This window comes from Marinomonas sp. ATLA20 (assembly GCF_057180105.1).
On sequence record NZ_JBXUKU010000004.1, the window covers coordinates 159,053 to 174,228 of the forward strand.

General features: G+C 44.2%; 13 protein-coding genes. 5 read left to right on the forward strand and 8 right to left on the reverse strand.

The window, feature by feature from the left end; all coding sequences use genetic code 11:
* The first annotated feature begins 2 nt into the window (after positions 1-2).
* On the forward strand, positions 3-1,037 hold the full coding sequence (locus AC2A4J_RS08790; RefSeq protein WP_484175707.1) for a phosphotransferase enzyme family protein: 1,035 nt from the start codon (positions 3-5) through the stop codon (positions 1,035-1,037).
* A gap of 66 nt (positions 1,038-1,103) precedes the next feature.
* Here the strand turns inward: AC2A4J_RS08790 and AC2A4J_RS08795 are convergent, their stop codons facing one another.
* From AC2A4J_RS08795 to AC2A4J_RS08805, 3 genes are read right to left on the reverse strand one after another with little or no spacing between them, the layout of a single operon-like run.
* Complete coding sequence (locus AC2A4J_RS08795; protein ID WP_484175708.1) at positions 1,104-2,054, reverse strand: pyridoxal-phosphate dependent enzyme; 951 nt, start codon at positions 2,052-2,054, stop codon at positions 1,104-1,106.
* Positions 2,054-2,971, reverse strand: coding sequence for an ornithine cyclodeaminase family protein (locus tag AC2A4J_RS08800; protein WP_484175709.1), 918 nt, complete (start codon positions 2,969-2,971; stop codon positions 2,054-2,056). Before AC2A4J_RS08800 ends, AC2A4J_RS08795 begins: the two co-directional genes overlap by 1 nt.
* Before the next feature lies 1 nt (position 2,972).
* Positions 2,973-4,133 (reverse strand): alanine racemase, encoded by a 1,161-nt coding sequence (locus tag AC2A4J_RS08805; RefSeq protein WP_484175710.1) that lies wholly within the window; start codon positions 4,131-4,133, stop codon positions 2,973-2,975.
* Positions 4,134-4,232: 99 nt separating this feature from the next.
* On the opposite strand from AC2A4J_RS08805, the gene AC2A4J_RS08810 reads away from it, so the two are divergent.
* Entirely contained in the window at positions 4,233-5,144 is a 912-nt protein-coding gene (locus AC2A4J_RS08810) for a LysR family transcriptional regulator (protein WP_255825722.1), read from the forward strand.
* A gap of 66 nt (positions 5,145-5,210) precedes the next feature.
* On the opposite strand, the gene AC2A4J_RS08815 is transcribed toward AC2A4J_RS08810, so the two are convergent.
* The 5 genes from AC2A4J_RS08815 to AC2A4J_RS08835 form a co-directional block, all read right to left on the reverse strand.
* Positions 5,211-6,647: an amidase gene (locus AC2A4J_RS08815; protein WP_484175711.1), complete on the reverse strand. Its 1,437-nt coding sequence runs from the start codon at positions 6,645-6,647 to the stop codon at positions 5,211-5,213.
* A gap of 55 nt (positions 6,648-6,702) precedes the next feature.
* On the reverse strand, positions 6,703-7,947 hold the full coding sequence (locus AC2A4J_RS08820; RefSeq protein WP_484175712.1) for an MFS transporter: 1,245 nt from the start codon (positions 7,945-7,947) through the stop codon (positions 6,703-6,705).
* Positions 7,948-7,959: 12 nt separating this feature from the next.
* The gene (locus AC2A4J_RS08825; RefSeq protein WP_484175713.1) at positions 7,960-8,901 is read right to left on the reverse strand and encodes a SphA family protein; all 942 of its coding nucleotides are present in this window, start codon (positions 8,899-8,901) and stop codon (positions 7,960-7,962) included.
* 84 nt (positions 8,902-8,985) lie between these two features.
* A complete protein-coding gene (locus tag AC2A4J_RS08830) occupies positions 8,986-9,954 on the reverse strand; it encodes a helix-turn-helix domain-containing protein (RefSeq protein WP_255825716.1) in 969 nt (322 codons plus the stop codon).
* A 272-nt stretch (positions 9,955-10,226) separates the two neighbouring features.
* Positions 10,227-11,669 (reverse strand): NAD-dependent succinate-semialdehyde dehydrogenase, encoded by a 1,443-nt coding sequence (locus AC2A4J_RS08835; protein ID WP_255825715.1) that lies wholly within the window; start codon positions 11,667-11,669, stop codon positions 10,227-10,229.
* Between the two features lie 543 nt (positions 11,670-12,212).
* Here AC2A4J_RS08835 and AC2A4J_RS08840 point away from each other — a divergent pair.
* The 3 genes from AC2A4J_RS08840 to AC2A4J_RS08850 are packed head-to-tail and all read left to right on the forward strand — an operon-like array spanning position 12,213 to position 15,167.
* On the forward strand, positions 12,213-13,178 hold the full coding sequence (locus AC2A4J_RS08840; protein ID WP_484175714.1) for a tripartite tricarboxylate transporter substrate binding protein: 966 nt from the start codon (positions 12,213-12,215) through the stop codon (positions 13,176-13,178).
* A gap of 53 nt (positions 13,179-13,231) precedes the next feature.
* The gene (locus AC2A4J_RS08845; protein WP_255825713.1) at positions 13,232-13,651 is read left to right on the forward strand and encodes a tripartite tricarboxylate transporter TctB family protein; all 420 of its coding nucleotides are present in this window, start codon (positions 13,232-13,234) and stop codon (positions 13,649-13,651) included.
* A 10-nt stretch (positions 13,652-13,661) separates the two neighbouring features.
* Positions 13,662-15,167 (forward strand): tripartite tricarboxylate transporter permease, encoded by a 1,506-nt coding sequence (locus AC2A4J_RS08850; protein WP_484175715.1) that lies wholly within the window; start codon positions 13,662-13,664, stop codon positions 15,165-15,167.
* The last annotated feature ends 9 nt before the right edge of the window (positions 15,168-15,176 follow it).

A 15,176-nucleotide genomic window follows, 5' to 3' on the forward strand; every position in this document is an offset into this window, starting at 1 on the left:
ATATGACGAATCAAATCGATCCCCGTTTAGTACAGTTAACGGCGGCTGCCGAAGCGTCAATGTCACATTGGGGGCTAGAAGGCTCTACTTTAGACCTGATTAAGTTTCGTGAAAATGCGGTATACAAACTAACAACTAAAGAAGGTGAGCGCTTCGCATTGCGAATTCATCGCCCTGGTTATCATGATTATGCGGCACTGTATTCTGAACTTCAGTGGATGAGTGCACTGTCTGATTTTGGTATTGAGACGCCTGATGTTATTAAGACGAACGCAGGAGAATTGATGACCAAGGTGATCATTCCAGAAACCGGGGAAGATGTGTATGTAGACCTGTTTGGTTGGGTAGATGGTACCTCTCTTGGTGCAGAAGAAGGTGTTGTACCAACGGCTGAGGAAAGCCGAGTCATGTACCACACAATCGGAGAGATTGCCGCTCAGTTGCATAATCAATCTTCTACTTGGACTTTACCAGAGGGCTTCAAACGTCACTCTTGGGACTTAGAGGGTTTGGTAGGCGAAGAACCATTTTGGGGACGTTTTTGGGAGTTGGAATTACTGACTTCTGAGCAAAAAGCCAAAATAGAAGAAGCACGAGCAAAAGCCACTGAGATGTTACAAGGCATTGAAAAAACGCCAGACAACTATGGTTTGATACATGCGGACTTTGATCCTCATAACATAATGATAGAGGGTGGGAAAATACGCCCAATTGATTTTGATGATGCTGGATTTAGTTGGCATATGTTCGAGTTAGCAACGGCATTATATTTTATGCAAACAGAGCCTCATTATGAGGTTATAAAGGCCGCGACGATTGAAGGTTATCGTTCTAAGCGTGCTTTGCCGGATGATGAACTCGCGTTACTTGATTTGTTCTTGGTATTACGTGGTTTCACCTATCTTGGATGGATTCGTAGTCGTCAAGAAACGGATACAGCAAAAGAGCTGGCAGGTGATTTGATTGAGCGTGCGATGAATCAATCTAATCAGTTTTTAGCATGGGCCGATAAATATCAAGCCACCCAGACTAACTGAGATAAAAGAGTGTAGGCTGTGATAATGAAAAAATGGGTTGTTATATAAACAACCCATTTTTTTATATTATGCGAAAAAATTAGAGCTTAGGTCGACATTGCCTCCGGTTAAAATGATGCCAATAGATCGGCCATTTGCTTGAATTTCCCCCTCTAAAAAAGCAGCTAACGGCACGGCACTGCTGGGTTCAATAATGATTTTCATCCGTTCCCACACCAGTCTCATTGCTTGTATTATTGATTCTTCACTGACTGTCAGAATGTCATCCACATTATTTTGTATTAATGCAAAGTTGCGCTCTCCAAGAGAGGTTAGTAAGCCATCGGCGATGGTTATTGGGTTTATTGAAGGGATGATATGCCCCGCTTTGAAAGAGCGATAAGCGTCATCGGCTTCTTGAGGTTCAACTGCAATCACCTTGATATCGGGTTTTATTGATTTAGCCGCTAACGCAGTCCCTGATAAAAGTCCACCGCCACCAACAGGAGCCATTATGATGTCTAAATCAGTGTGGCTTTCTAGTAGTTCTTTGGCTGCTGTTCCTTGCCCTGCAATAACGTGAAAGTTGTCATAAGGGTGAATGACAGTGACACCAATTTCATCGACAATCGATTGTAATGTCGTTTCACGCGCTTCTAAGGTTGGTTCGCAGTAGGTTATGTTGCCGCCATATTCTGCGACGGCTAGCTTTTTCACATTAGGGGCATTATTTGGCATAACTATGTGGGCGTGTGTGCCTGCAAATTTGGCCGCGAGCGCCAATGCTGCCGCATGATTGCCTGATGAGTGAGTGCCAACGCCTTTGGCTAGCTCTTCTTTAGAGAGAGAAAAAACAGCATTACAAGCACCTCGAAATTTGAATGCACCCACCTTCTGAAAATTCTCACATTTAAAGTAAAAGTGGCCATTAAGTTGTTTATTAATAGCCTCACAGGTTAGCACTGGGGTAACCTTTGCGAATGGAGAAATTCTTTCTGCCGCTTTATAAATATCTTGAATTGTCGGTAAATTCATCATTAATTCCCCTCGTGAATGTTGAGCAGTTTTTCAGCAATGAAAAGGTCTTGAAGCGCGATGCCTGAACTATCAAAAATCGTGATGTCATTCGCTGACGTTCGTCCAGAGGATGCAGCGTTAATCACTTGCCCAATGTTGGTTATATTGCTGTTGCTAGTATGTTGAAGTTCGCCAATCTCGACCGATTGTTTGGCGAAGTCGCAAAACAATAAGGCGTTTGAATACAGTTCGACAGGAAGTTCCTGTTTGCCTTTCTTATCCGCTCCCATGGCTGAGATATGGGTGCCAGGTTTTACCCACTCAGCTCGAAATAAGGGTTCGCTTGAGGTGGTTGCAGTGACAATAATGTCAGCGCTCATGCAGGCGAACTGGGCGTCGACGGCTTTGGCATTTAGTCCTTTTGCTTTTAACCTTTCGACAAAAATATTGGTTTTCTCAGTAGAGCGACCAACGACGAACACAGAGTCAATTGATCTCACATTACAAACCGCCATGGCTTCATATTCCGCTTGGTGACCCGTTCCAAAAATGGCTAAGGTGGTTGAGTCTTTTCGAGCTAAATAATCAACGGCGACGGCATCTGCGGCGGCTGTGCGATAAGCGTTTACCGCACTGGCTTCAATGATGGCTTTTAATGCGCCTGTTTCTGGGTCAAGCAAGAAAATTGTTGTGCCATGGCAAGGCCGGCCTAGTGACGCATTGTTCGGCCAATAGCTTCCGGTTTTCCAACCGACAACCTTATCGGTACAAGCGGCTTTCAGGGAAAACACGGTATTTGGGGCGGCACCACCTGCATTGACGACAGGAAAGAGTGTCGCATTGTCTGAAATAACGGCCGTTAACGCATTTTTAATAGCGTCGTAGGCCAATTCGTGTGTGATGAGTTTGGATGTGTGTGCTTCATTAAGATGGATCATATTACCAGCCTTGTATGCGGTTCCAAGTTTCGTAAGTGTTTTCTAGATGATCAAAAACATGATAAGACGTGTGCATGGACGTCGTTGCACAAGCGTGATTCGGTAGAATGTGTAACCGTGTTCCTATTGGGAAGTCATCGTGATTGATGGCTTGCGCTGTCGCACTGGCAACAATGCCATGCTCCTGATTAGCGCTGATGACCTGCATGTGACTTAGTAATTGGCCATCAGCGTTTGCAACAAGGCCATAGCCGCAATCTTTAGATTGTTCAGCAGTACCTTTGTCTGCAGATAGTGCCATCCATCCAGCATCAATAAATAGCCAGCCTTTTTCTTTGTTGTGCCCTATAACCGTTGCGACAACCGTAGCGGCAATATCATTTATATTGCATACCCCGATTCCTGTCATGACCAAATCAAAAAAAGTATAAACACCTGCTCTTACTTCGGTGATGCCTTCTAATTCCGTGTAATTATGTGCGGTTGGTGTTGAGCCAATGGACACAACTTGGCAGTTAATGTCGTGTTCTAATAGCTTTTTAGCGGCTAAGCGGGCTTGATCGACTTCATTTTGTGCGGCTTGTTGCAGGCTGGTTTTATCGACGCAATGATAGGACTCGCCAGCATGGGTGAGAATGCCAAAAAACCTTCCTTGCCCTTGGTTTAAGGTATCTGCAATGGTGATCAGTTGTGGGTCATTTGGTGCTATACCTCCTCGATGTCCATCACAATCAATTTCAATTAAAACATTGATAGAGCAATTGTTATTTTCACAGTAGCGATTAATGCTTAGAGCTTGATTTAGGCTATCAAGAATGACCATCACGCTAGCGCCTTGTTTATTAAGGGCGTGAATTCTATCCAGTTTGTCTTCCACTATACCGACTGCGTAAAGCACATTTGTGTATCCTGTTTCGACTAAGGACTGGGCTTCTTTTATCGTTGAAACGGTAATAGGGCTCTGTTTATCGGTTAGTAAATACGGCAATGCCTCTATAGAGCGGATGGTTTTAAAGTGGGGGCGTAGATGTGTATTGAAGCCGCTTAGGATCCTATTAAGTCGCTTAATGTTATGTAGAAATTTTATTTTATCGACAGCTAAAAAGGGGGTGTCCAACGCTCGCTTTTTTTTATCGAGGTCGTGTTTTGTTTTTACTTTCATGTCAGTTTCAACCCTATGTGATGATTAGGCTGTAGTATTTGGTGAAAGTGGTTTAAAGTAAATTAACCTAGAATTACTGATTAGTTAAGTTGAAACTTAATGATAACAACGGAAGATTTGTCTTTTTTACTGGTACTTAGTCGTTGTAAAACTATGGCTGAAGCGGCTCGTGTGCTGAATGTAAGTGCTCCCTCAGTGACGTTAAGGGTTCAGCATATTGAGAAAAAATTAGCTGTGCCTTTGGTGCAGAGACCGTCTCGAGTAGTTAGCTTGACCGATGAGGCTAAGTTGCTAGTGGAGAAGGGAGAGCTAATTTTAGAGCAGATTGATGATTTACAAACACAGCTTAATGATGTGAGAGCGCATGTAGTAGGTAAATTAAGAGTACTCGCGCCACTGGGTTTTGGTAATGATTACGTAGCTAAATTATTAGCTAAATACAAAATAAACCACCCTGGATTGGAAATTGAGTTAGAGCTATCAGATAACCCGAATTGGTCTGCTCACCATAAATGGGATGTGATTATCTATATTGGAGAGCTGAAAAACTCATCTTTGAAAATGATTCCATTAGCGCGGAATAAGCGTTTTATTTGCGCTTCTCCTGATTATCTGAAGAAAAATGGAGTCCCCCAAACGCCTAAAGACTTATTAAGTCATACCTGTATTGCTCTGCGAGAAAACAATGAAGACGTTACACTTTGGGACTTCAAAAACCTTGATGGTGAACATTCCTCGATTCGTATTCATCCAAGCTTGGCAAGTAATGAAGGGCGTGTGGTTAAAGACTGGGCTCTTTTAGGATTGGGTATTATTATGCGATCGGAGTGGGATGTAACGCCAGAAATAAAGCGGGGAGAATTAGTACAATTACTTTCTAGTTATCAGTTGCCTGATGCTGATATTGTTGCTCTGGTGAGCAGTGGGAAAAATGAACGCTCAGCACGAGTATCAGGCTTTATCGATATGTTAAAGACATCATTAAGTCTATCCCCATGGAAAAAGGCCTAGATAAAAAAAGACCCCGAACGAATCTTTCGGGGTTAAAGGGAGGTGAATCAGAATAGAAAAGGGCAGTTATAAACAAGCGCTTAATTTTGGTCGGTTATTAAACCAAGGTTGTGCGGCTTCGAGTTGGGCGGCAAGAGAGAAAAGGGTTTCTTCATCGCCAAACCGTCCTGCGAAATGAGCGCCAATTGGTAAGCCATGTTCCGTCCAATAAAGCGGAACTGACATAGCAGGTTGTCCTGTGGCATTGAAAAGACATGTGTAGGGCGAATAGCTGTGATAATTCTGAATCATATCATCAGCAGACTTGCTCTCATCCATCACGTCCAGCGTGCCAATGAGTACCGGTGGTTTAGCAAGTGTCGGTGTCAAAATGACATCATAATCACTCATATAATTAGCGAAATTACGGCCTAATGCATGCATGGATTCAATGGCTCTTACGTATTGAATCGCACCTATGTCACCCTTTTCACGAATCATTATGCGTGTATGAACTTGCAACTCTTCTAGAGACACTGGCTTGCCACGCATCTCTCCCAAAAGTTCGACATAGTTTTTGGTGTTAGTACCGATGATATCGAAACACTGATCAAAGAACTGATACAAATCGACAGGTAAGACAGTTTGAGTCACCTTATGTCCTAGGCTTTCACACAGTTTTGCGGCATGCCTAACAGCGGCCAAAGACTCAGGGGAACTTGGCCATGGATCCATGCTTTCCACTAATGCGATACGCAGTGGGCGAACGGGCGTCTTTGTTGCCTCGAGAAATGACATGGATTGACCAGGTGATGCATAGGGCGCACCGAGATCCATGCCAGCCGTAAGATCCATTAAGGCAGCGCTGTCTCTCACCGAAAGAGAGATGGCGTGAGCCGTACCGAATCCTCCCCAACCTTCACCTACTAAAGGACCATTTGGCATACGGCCACGGCTTGGTTTCATTCCAAAAAGGCCACAGCAAGAAGAGGGGACTCGAATAGAACCACCGCCGTCATTAGCGTGAGTAAAGGGTACGACGCGAGCGGCAACCAGAGCGGCTGAACCACCACTTGATCCGCCACAGCTGTGGTCGGTATTCCATGGGTTACGGGTTGGGCCAAAACGGGTGGACTCGGTCGTGTAAGAGGCTCCAAACTCAGGTGCTGTGCTGGTACCAATAAAAGTACAGCCTGTTTTGCGCAGACGACTAACAAGATTATCGTCCATGCCTGGACGTGCTTCACCAAGAGCGTTTGAGCCATTTGTCATACGGGCTTCTGCTACAGGTGCAAACAAGTCTTTGACAAACGTTGGTACACCTGAAAATAGGCCATCACTTGGCGTTGCTTTTCGAGCAGAGTCGTAGAGTTTTTCTGCAATAGCATTAATCTCAGGATTCACTTTCTCAGCACGTTCAATACAACACTCTAATAGTTCAGTGGACTTGATCTCGCCTTTTTTAACGAGTTCAGCGAGACCGATTCCATCATGGGTGTCGACTAAGTTGTGTATGTCTTTCATAAAAATATCCACTTAGAAAAGGGGCAACATAGTGTTGCCCGGTTAAGATTTTTAGCTAAGGTAAAGAGCTTTCTGACTCTGGACTTGAGCCTTTATTGCTTAGGAAAATACTTGAAATGACCCACAAAGCAGCAACAACAAAGCCAGCAATAGCGAGGCTGTAAATAGTGCCTCGAAGATCAGAGCCAGTTGATAAAATAATGCTGACAATGATCGGGCTTACAAATTGGCCAAGATACAAACTGGATGTGAAAATCCCCAAACCACGACCGCGTACTTTTGCAGGAAGGATGTTCATTGTTGCGGCCATGATATTAGGTACCATTAGACCAGCACCAATACCTTGAATCGTTACTGCAAAAAGTACTTGTTGGTACGTCGTTGCATTGGAAAGTAGCCATAGTCCTGTACCAACCAAAGCAAACAGTATGGCGTTGCAAAGATTAAGTCCGAATAGGCGACGCAATACAGGCCAAAGGATTGAACCTATTAGGGTTGCAAGTAAGCTTAATCCCGCAGACATACCTATTTCGGTTGTGGATGTCACTCCCATTTGAACCAGTAAAGTAGGCGTTTGAATTGGAATCACAAAGTTCAATACCATACCGCCTAGTATCATTAAGTAGCTGATGATAAGTGGAAACATAGCGATTTTTTCTGCTGATGCTGGTACTCCCGCAAAGGCTTCCGATTCATCCGTCCTTGATTCTTTGCTCGGCTCCCAAAGTACTTTGAGCATAAATGGAATGAGTAATAACGGCAGAAGGTAGAGATAAAACGGTGTTCTCCACGATTCTTCACCCAGTACTCCACCAATAACAAAAAACAAGGAGCCAATTAATCCGATGGCTATCACTTGGAAATTGACAAACTTCATCCTCTCTTCACCAAGCCAATAATCGGCAATTAACGTAGTACAACACGTCATAATGGCGGCCTCAGCACAACCGAAGAGGAGGCGAGAGATTACAATGCTATTTAAGTCGCCTAAAATAGCGGGTACAAAACCGAAGAGTGCGTATAGGAACGTGGCTATAACAAGTAATTTCTTACGACCAGCTCTATCTGCTAACCAGCCCGCTAAGGGCGCACAAATGGCAATTGCTAATGCAGGACCTGCAATGGCTAAGGGTACTAGGGTGGCTGCATCAGGCGTGGTTGGCCCGAATTCTGCCCCGATTTTGGGTATCATGGGAGCAACCATGACAGAACCCATAATAGTAAGACTGCTACCCAGTACAAGGATAAGACCTTCCTTACTTCCTGATGCTTTTCTCGGTAATGATTGATCAATAGACATAACAATTACCTCTTAGAATGATTGAGAAACACGTAAAGCTAGGTTGTAACCTTGCGCTCGGTTAGACGTTTTAAATTCTTTGTAGGCATGGAAAGAAACCATAGGTGATCCAGGTTTAAAGTAGGTTATCGCCGGTCCAGCAGCTAAGGTTTCTGCACGATTGCCATCTACGATTGCTTGACCAGTATAGCCAGAGTAAGTTTTGTCATCCGTTAACTGACGGTAGTAGTAACCGCCCAACCCCAAAGTCCACTCATTGACGTGTTGTCCAACAGCAAATTCGTGACGATATTCGATACCGTTTTTATAGTCTGTGTCTGAGTTTTTCGTATTGATGTCGAGCTCAAAGCTGGAAGACACTTCAAAACCGGTGTCAGAAATGTAGCTGACATTATAAATAGGCGAGAAAGCCCAATGATTTAAGCCAGGAGAAACCAGACGATCTTTATCATAATCACCTGTTGGGGCCTGAATCTGGAATTGTGCGTTCATAGCTAAGTTTGGAGACAAGTTCCACTGTAGGATCAATGGTGTGACCTGTATGTCTGCTTGTTTTGTAACATCTGCACTTCGGTCGATCGAAGCGACGGGTACTTTTAGAGATGCGTCCATACTGAAGAAAGGTACAACTGTACTAAAGCCATACTTAGCACCGAAAATTTCGTGATTGGTCATTTTTATATAAGCTAAACCAAGGCTGAGTACGTCTAGCGAAAAGTCAGTGCCGTTGTCATTACCAGCGGCATTTCTGCTCGAATCAGAGCTATAGTAGGCAGTACGTAAACCAAAGGCGCCAACATCGGTTGCTGGTGGCATAAAGCCCGCGCCAAAATCATAAACACCCATTGCTGTTGTGGGCGCACCGTTTTCAGTTGCTAATGCCAAGTTTGGTACTGCGAATAAGGTGGCGCCACCCATGGTTGCTAATAGTAGTTTGTTTTTAAGAGTTTTCATTTTTTGTTCCCTATATGTAATTATTTTGTCTCTTCAGACTACATAGCGGTGCAAAAAATGTGTTAGCCGAAATTGGCAAACTTACTATTGATTTCGTTTAAGGGTGTCCGACGGAAGCTCTCCAAATAGTTGTTTGTAGTCATTTGCAAAGCGGCTTAAGTGCAAAAAACCCCATTTTGCCGCAATATTTTGCACTTGTTTGGTGCCATCTTGCATTAATAATTCACGATGCACGGAATTGAGTCGAATGGTTCTTAGGTAGGTGACGGGATTGATTCCTAGCGTTTCCTGAAAACAATATTGCAGCTTTCTGCGGCTGGCTCCCACGTTATTGCACAAGTCAACAATCGAAGGGGCGTCGTTGATATTGGCTAGAACATAGTCTCTTGCTTTATCGACAATACGCTTTCGTGCTAAAGAGGTTAAATATTGGACTTCCTCTTCATTAACTAGCTCGAGCAAGTTCTGCAGTAAGGTGTCTCTTATTCCTTTTCGAATTGCTTCGTGTTCTAACAGCGCCTGAGTGTTATTTGGTGTCATCACTGTTTTCAGTAGGTTCAGTAATTCATCCTGATTGCTTATTTTGTCTAGCCCATAACAATGCGCTGTATCCGATATATCAAGGATAATATTTTGTCGATCAAGTGCGTTTTGTAAAAGATCTTTTTCGGCATTAATGCAAATTACATCTAGGTTTGCTGGCGTCTTAATTTCTGGAAGGTTTTGCCAGTTAGATACCAGTAAATTCGATGGATTGAAGATATGTCCCTCGCAGTATAGATTTTCAACGACGGGGGTCAAAGGTAGGGTAAACATGATGGTGTCAGGTACTGACTCACCACTTTTAATTATCGCCTGGTTAGACTTGTCTCTGATTAGCTGCATGCCAGCTAAGTTGAGCTCTGTAATGCTTCCTGCAAATTGTCCTGCGGATATTTGGTCATAGCGGACCTTCCATCCCGACATGTTTCCTGCATGTTCTTCAATATCAATGGTCTCTTTAAATGAAAGAGGAGATTGAGATTGAATTTCAAAAGCACTATTTTGGAGCATAATTTTCACCCTGAATAATTTTTATTTGAATTTTTTAATGGGGTAATGCAAAGCATGTACCTTTTAAAAATCGGGTTAAAGCATTTTTGCTAAAAACGGATACTCAGTTTCTAAGATCTTTTGATAAAAGACTATTTGGGTCTTTTAATCAGTATAATTGTTTTATTTAATCCATCCTGTTGATTAACAAATATCATCATAAAATAACGCTATAGATACCTCAGGCACTTCGATGAGAAGGCCTGAGGTCTAATGCTGCTATGTTTTAACAACTAAGCAATGGAACTACAGATATATTTCATTTCTAAATAATCTTCGATTCCGTACTTAGAGCCTTCACGGCCAAGTCCTGATTGCTTCACACCGCCGAAAGGGGCTACTTCATTTGAAATTAAGCCGGTGTTATGACCAACCATGCCGTATTCTAGCGATTCTGATACGCGAATCATGCGAGCATGGTCACGGGTAAAGAAGTACGCGGCTAGGCCAAAAATAGTGTCATTCGCCATCGCAATAGCTTCCTCTTCCGTATCGAATGGGAAAAGTGGTGCCAGAGGGCCAAAAGTCTCTTCTTGAGCAACGTTCATTTCAGGTGTTACGCCCGTTAGAATGGCTGGTGTGATAAATAGTCCACCTAAACGATCACCACCATGCACTAAGGTCGCGCCTTTGCTAACGGCATCCTTAATGTGTTCTTCCACTTTCAAAATGGCTTTTTCTTCGATCATAGGGCCAATGTCTGTGCCTGCCTCTGCACCATTACCCACTTTTAATGCTTTAACTTTCTCTGTGAGTTTGGCAGCAAACTCGTCGTAAACGCCACGTTGAACCAAAATACGATTGGCACAAACGCAGGTTTGTCCCGCATTACGGTATTTAGAGGCCATTGCGCCTTCAACCGCTTTATCAAGATCTGCGTCGTCAAAGACGATGAAAGGGGCATTGCCGCCAAGTTCCAAAGATACTTTTTTGATGGTGTCAGCGCATTGCGCCATTAATAAACGGCCTACTTCTGTGGAGCCTGTGAAAGACAGCTTGCTCACTACATGACTATCAGTCAGAACTTTGCCAATCTTACTAGCCGAACCGGTTACAACTTGAAAAACTCCCGCTGGGATACCGGCACGTTGGGCTAATTCCGCCAATGCTAACGCCGTAAGAGGGGTTAGATCTGCAGGACGAACAATCATCGAGCAACCCGCTGCCAAAGCCGGAGCGGCTTTTCGCGTGATCATGGCAGCAGGGAAGTTCCAAGGCGTAATTGCTGCGGTAACACCGATAGGTTGACGAATAACGGTTAACCTTTGGTCTGCTCGTGGCGCTGGAATCGTATCGCCATAAATGCGTTTGGCTTCTTCAGCGAACCATTCAATAAACGAGGCGGCATAAGCAATTTCGCCTTTTGCTTCTGCAAGCGGTTTGCCTTGTTCCGATGTCATTAGTAAGGCCAAATCATCTGTATTCTCAATCATTAGCTCAAACCAACGACGCAAAACAGCAGAGCGTTCTTTAGCAGGTAAAGCGGCCCATTTCTTTTGGGCAACTTTGGAAGCTTCAATCACTGCAGGGATTTCTTCAGGAGAAAGGTGAGGAATCTCAACAATGGTTTCGCCCGTTGCTGGATTGGTGACTGGGTGTGTGGTTTTCGCTTCAGCTTCAACCCACTCACCATTAACTAAGCAGCGAGATTTAAGAAGGGACATATCCTTTAACATGAGTATCACCTATGTGTTGGTCAATAAATAAAGTGAGACCTTCGCTCGCGACGTCGTGTAAAGGTCTCAAAGTGAGTTATTTTTTATTAATCTCGTCTCTATTATTAAATCTTAAAGGATTAAAGTAAATAGCTTAACATGTTAACTATTTTGTTTTGATTAAATAGAACGTTTTGTATGGCCACAGAAGCCATGATCTTGACCTTTCTTACTAACTCATAAAGCCACTGGCTGCTTATGAGTTTTATGCATATGCCCAGTGAGTACGACTCATTTCTCAGCTGGTTAGCAGAGTTTTACTCTTAAGATTCTTCCTTATATTTCATTATAAAAATAATACCTTGGAGGTTCTAAGTGAATAAAGAAACCGTAACGAGTTCCAATGTAAGTTTCCCTAATAGTGGCAACACAAGACAGCTTTTCATGAGTGGCTACGAGTACTCAAAATTGTCTGAAGATCTTTTTGAGGAGTGACTGTTACATGTTAAGCAAAACCACTCAAACCTTGTTTCTCTCACGTTAAAACCTAAAGAGGTCAGAAAAATGAAACTCACTCATATTTTGAAAGTAGCTACGTGCGCTGCGGTAATGACAATACCAGGAATTGCTTTAGCCGATTGGACGCCGAATGGTCCTGTGACATTAGAAGTTGGCTTTGGTGCTGGCGGTAGTACTGACACGCTAGCTCGCGCAATCGCTACTCAAATGGAAGAAAATACTGGCTGGAATGTCATAGTAAAAAATAAGCCAGGCGGTGGCGGTATTGCCATGTTTTCATCTCTGGTTTATCAAAAAGCGGATGGCCGCACAATCGGTATGGGGGTCACAATTCCGACACTGATTAATCTGGCGGAGCGTGGCGATACGCTTCCTTTCTCGACAGACAGTTTTGACTACTTAGCGACTGTTGTGGTTGCGCCACTTGCCGTCGTGGCACCAGCCGATGCCCCGTATAATACGATTGGCGAACTTATTAAGTTTTCGAAAACACATGATGGCGCACTGGTTGGCTTTGATGGTGGAGAGATGCGTTTGATGATGCAGGCCATCAATAATACCGAAGATGCCGGTTTTGAACTGGTTAGTTATAAGAGTGGCGCAGAAATTATTCAAGGTTTGTTGGGCGGTCAATTGCAGGCAGGTTGGGGCGCAGGTGCGCATATCCAATACGTTGAATCGGGTGATCTAAAAATGCTTGCTGTTGGGACGAAGACTCATCAGGGCTACTCACCTGAAACCAAGTCATTCATCGAACAGGGCTATCCTTATTCCGCTGAACCTTACTTCTACTTGGCCGCGCCTAAAGGGCTAGAGCCAGAGGCTAAGGATGCCTTAGCCAAAGCGCTTGATGAAGCAATCAACTCAGATGCTTTAACCAAGCTCATTAGCAACGTTATGCAGACAACGCCAACTAATCTAGGGCCACAGGGCACAGAAGACAAGCTGGTAAATGGCCTTACTGATATTACAGCATTGCTCAAAGCGTCGGTGTTTAAGTCAGAAAACTAAGAAATATGACCGCTGGTGCTTGATAAAGTCCGGCGGCTTTTTAAGGGGGGAACATGTCTTTAGAACGTATCGTGACAGGGGGGATTTTGGTCTTTGGCCTCACTTTTCTGTTTCAAGTGATGCCTCAACAGGTGGAAACGGTATCTTACGGTCGTATTGTTCCTGCCACTCTTCCTACAATATTGTTGTGGATTATCGTCGGAGCATCGTCGATACAATTGATAACGCTGAAAGATAATGTTGGCTTTAATGGTCGTGTTGTTTTACGCACAGTCGTTCTTTTAGCGTTGATGGTAGCGACTGCTTGGTTGATGAAACTCTTTGCATTTGAATATGTAGCTCCTATTTTTGCGCTTCTGATTATGCTTTTCATCGGTGAGAGGCGTTGGTACTGGTTGTTGCTCGGCGGTATTTTGATTCCATTGGGGGTCTGGTTGCTTGTAGAACAGGTCCTCGGTAGAGCTTTGTCATAAAGGAACCATTATGGTTGATTTCAATACAATACTTGCCGGTTTGGGTGATGCGTTTACTCTGACCACTATCCTTTTCGTTTTGTCCGGTGTGGTTCTCGGACAGTTCGTCGGCGCAATGCCCGGGAGCAGTCAAGAAATGACTATCGCGATCGCTATTCCTTTTACCTTGGTATTTGCGCCTTTATCCGCCATTGGTTTCCTGATTGGAGTTAATAAAGGTGGGCTGGTGGGGGGAGCTATTCCGGCAATTTTGATCAATATGCCTGGCACACCAGACGCCAGTGCGACGGCGTTTGACGGCTATCCGATGACGAAAAAGGGGAAGCCACTTAAAGCGTTAAAAATGTCGCTCTATTCCTCGGTTAGCGGTGATACGCTGAGTGATCTGGTTTTGATTACCGTGGCAGCGCCGTTGGCGGTTGTCGCATTAAAGATGGGGCCAGTTGAGATTTTTGCGCTGATAATTATGGCTTTTGCGCTGATCTCTGGACTGATTGGTGCATCGGTGACAAAGGGCATCATTGCGACCGCTTTGGGGTTGCTTGTCTCGACGGTTGGTCTTGACCCAGAGCACTCGACACCTCGATTCTTGTTTGGCTTTACTGATTTGTATGGCGGTTTTCCTATTTCATCGGTTGCGATTGGGTCGTTGGCGGTATCTGTCATTATCGCTCGCCTTGCTGGAATGTCTGGTGGAATGCGGCCCGCATTGCATATTCCCCGAAATCAGACCGATGATCAAAAACGGGTGAGTTTGGCTGAATATTTATCTTGTCGTTTTGTGTTGTTGCGTGGCGCACTGATAGGAATCTGTATCGGCATTGTACCGGGGATTGGGTCGACCGCGGCCGCTTTTATGAGCTATGCCTCGACGAAACAAGCGGCTAAAGATCCTGAAAGCTTTGGTAAAGGGGATCTTCGCGGTATTGCAGCGACAGAGTCGGCCAATTCGGCTGTTGGTGGCGCCAGTTTGATCCCATTACTAACGCTGGGTATACCGGGGAGCGTCTCGGCTGCTTTGCTTATCGGTGCCTTTATGATTCAAGGATTACAGCCTGGGCCGTTATTGTTCGAAGAGCAGGGGCAACTCGTCTACGGATTATTTGGCGCCATGATGATAGCTAACGTTTGTAACCTTATTTTTGGATTATTTGGACTGCGCTTATGGGCAAAATTGATTACGGCCCCTGAGTCGATAGTGTTTTCAAGTGGGCTTGTGCTATGCATGGTTGGGGTTTATCTGTCTACTGGTGGTATGTTCGGTGTCTATGTCATGCTGATGTTTGCCGCAATAGGTATGATAATGAACGCATTGAACTATCCGATCGTCATTTTTGTCATTGCCTATTTTCTCGGACCGCGGTTTGAACTTGCCTTAGGCCAAACTGCGACTATTCTTCGTGGGGATATCACGAATCTCATTAATCATCCGATTGCTGCTGCCTTGTTGCTTATGTCAGTTTTTTCAATTTACTGGTTAGGAATTAGATCCTCAGTTAAGAGTGGGAAGCAATAAGAAGACAAT

Bases quoted from the DNA above. Each gene is read 5' to 3' on its own strand.
- AC2A4J_RS08790 (WP_484175707.1), top strand. From the start codon at position 3: ATGACGAATCAAATCGATCCCCGTTTAGTACAGTTAACGGCGGCTGCC.
- AC2A4J_RS08795 (WP_484175708.1), bottom strand. From the start codon at position 2,054: ATGATGAATTTACCGACAATTCAAGATATTTATAAAGCGGCAGAAAGA.
- AC2A4J_RS08800 (WP_484175709.1), bottom strand. From the start codon at position 2,971: ATGATCCATCTTAATGAAGCACACACATCCAAACTCATCACACACGAA.
- AC2A4J_RS08805 (WP_484175710.1), bottom strand. From the start codon at position 4,133: ATGAAAGTAAAAACAAAACACGACCTCGATAAAAAAAAGCGAGCGTTG.
- AC2A4J_RS08810 (WP_255825722.1), top strand. From the start codon at position 4,233: ATGATAACAACGGAAGATTTGTCTTTTTTACTGGTACTTAGTCGTTGT.
- AC2A4J_RS08815 (WP_484175711.1), bottom strand. From the start codon at position 6,647: ATGAAAGACATACACAACTTAGTCGACACCCATGATGGAATCGGTCTC.
- AC2A4J_RS08820 (WP_484175712.1), bottom strand. From the start codon at position 7,947: ATGTCTATTGATCAATCATTACCGAGAAAAGCATCAGGAAGTAAGGAA.
- AC2A4J_RS08825 (WP_484175713.1), bottom strand. From the start codon at position 8,901: ATGAAAACTCTTAAAAACAAACTACTATTAGCAACCATGGGTGGCGCC.
- AC2A4J_RS08830 (WP_255825716.1), bottom strand. From the start codon at position 9,954: ATGCTCCAAAATAGTGCTTTTGAAATTCAATCTCAATCTCCTCTTTCA.
- AC2A4J_RS08835 (WP_255825715.1), bottom strand. From the start codon at position 11,669: ATGTTAAAGGATATGTCCCTTCTTAAATCTCGCTGCTTAGTTAATGGT.
- AC2A4J_RS08840 (WP_484175714.1), top strand. From the start codon at position 12,213: ATGAAACTCACTCATATTTTGAAAGTAGCTACGTGCGCTGCGGTAATG.
- AC2A4J_RS08845 (WP_255825713.1), top strand. From the start codon at position 13,232: ATGTCTTTAGAACGTATCGTGACAGGGGGGATTTTGGTCTTTGGCCTC.
- AC2A4J_RS08850 (WP_484175715.1), top strand. From the start codon at position 13,662: ATGGTTGATTTCAATACAATACTTGCCGGTTTGGGTGATGCGTTTACT.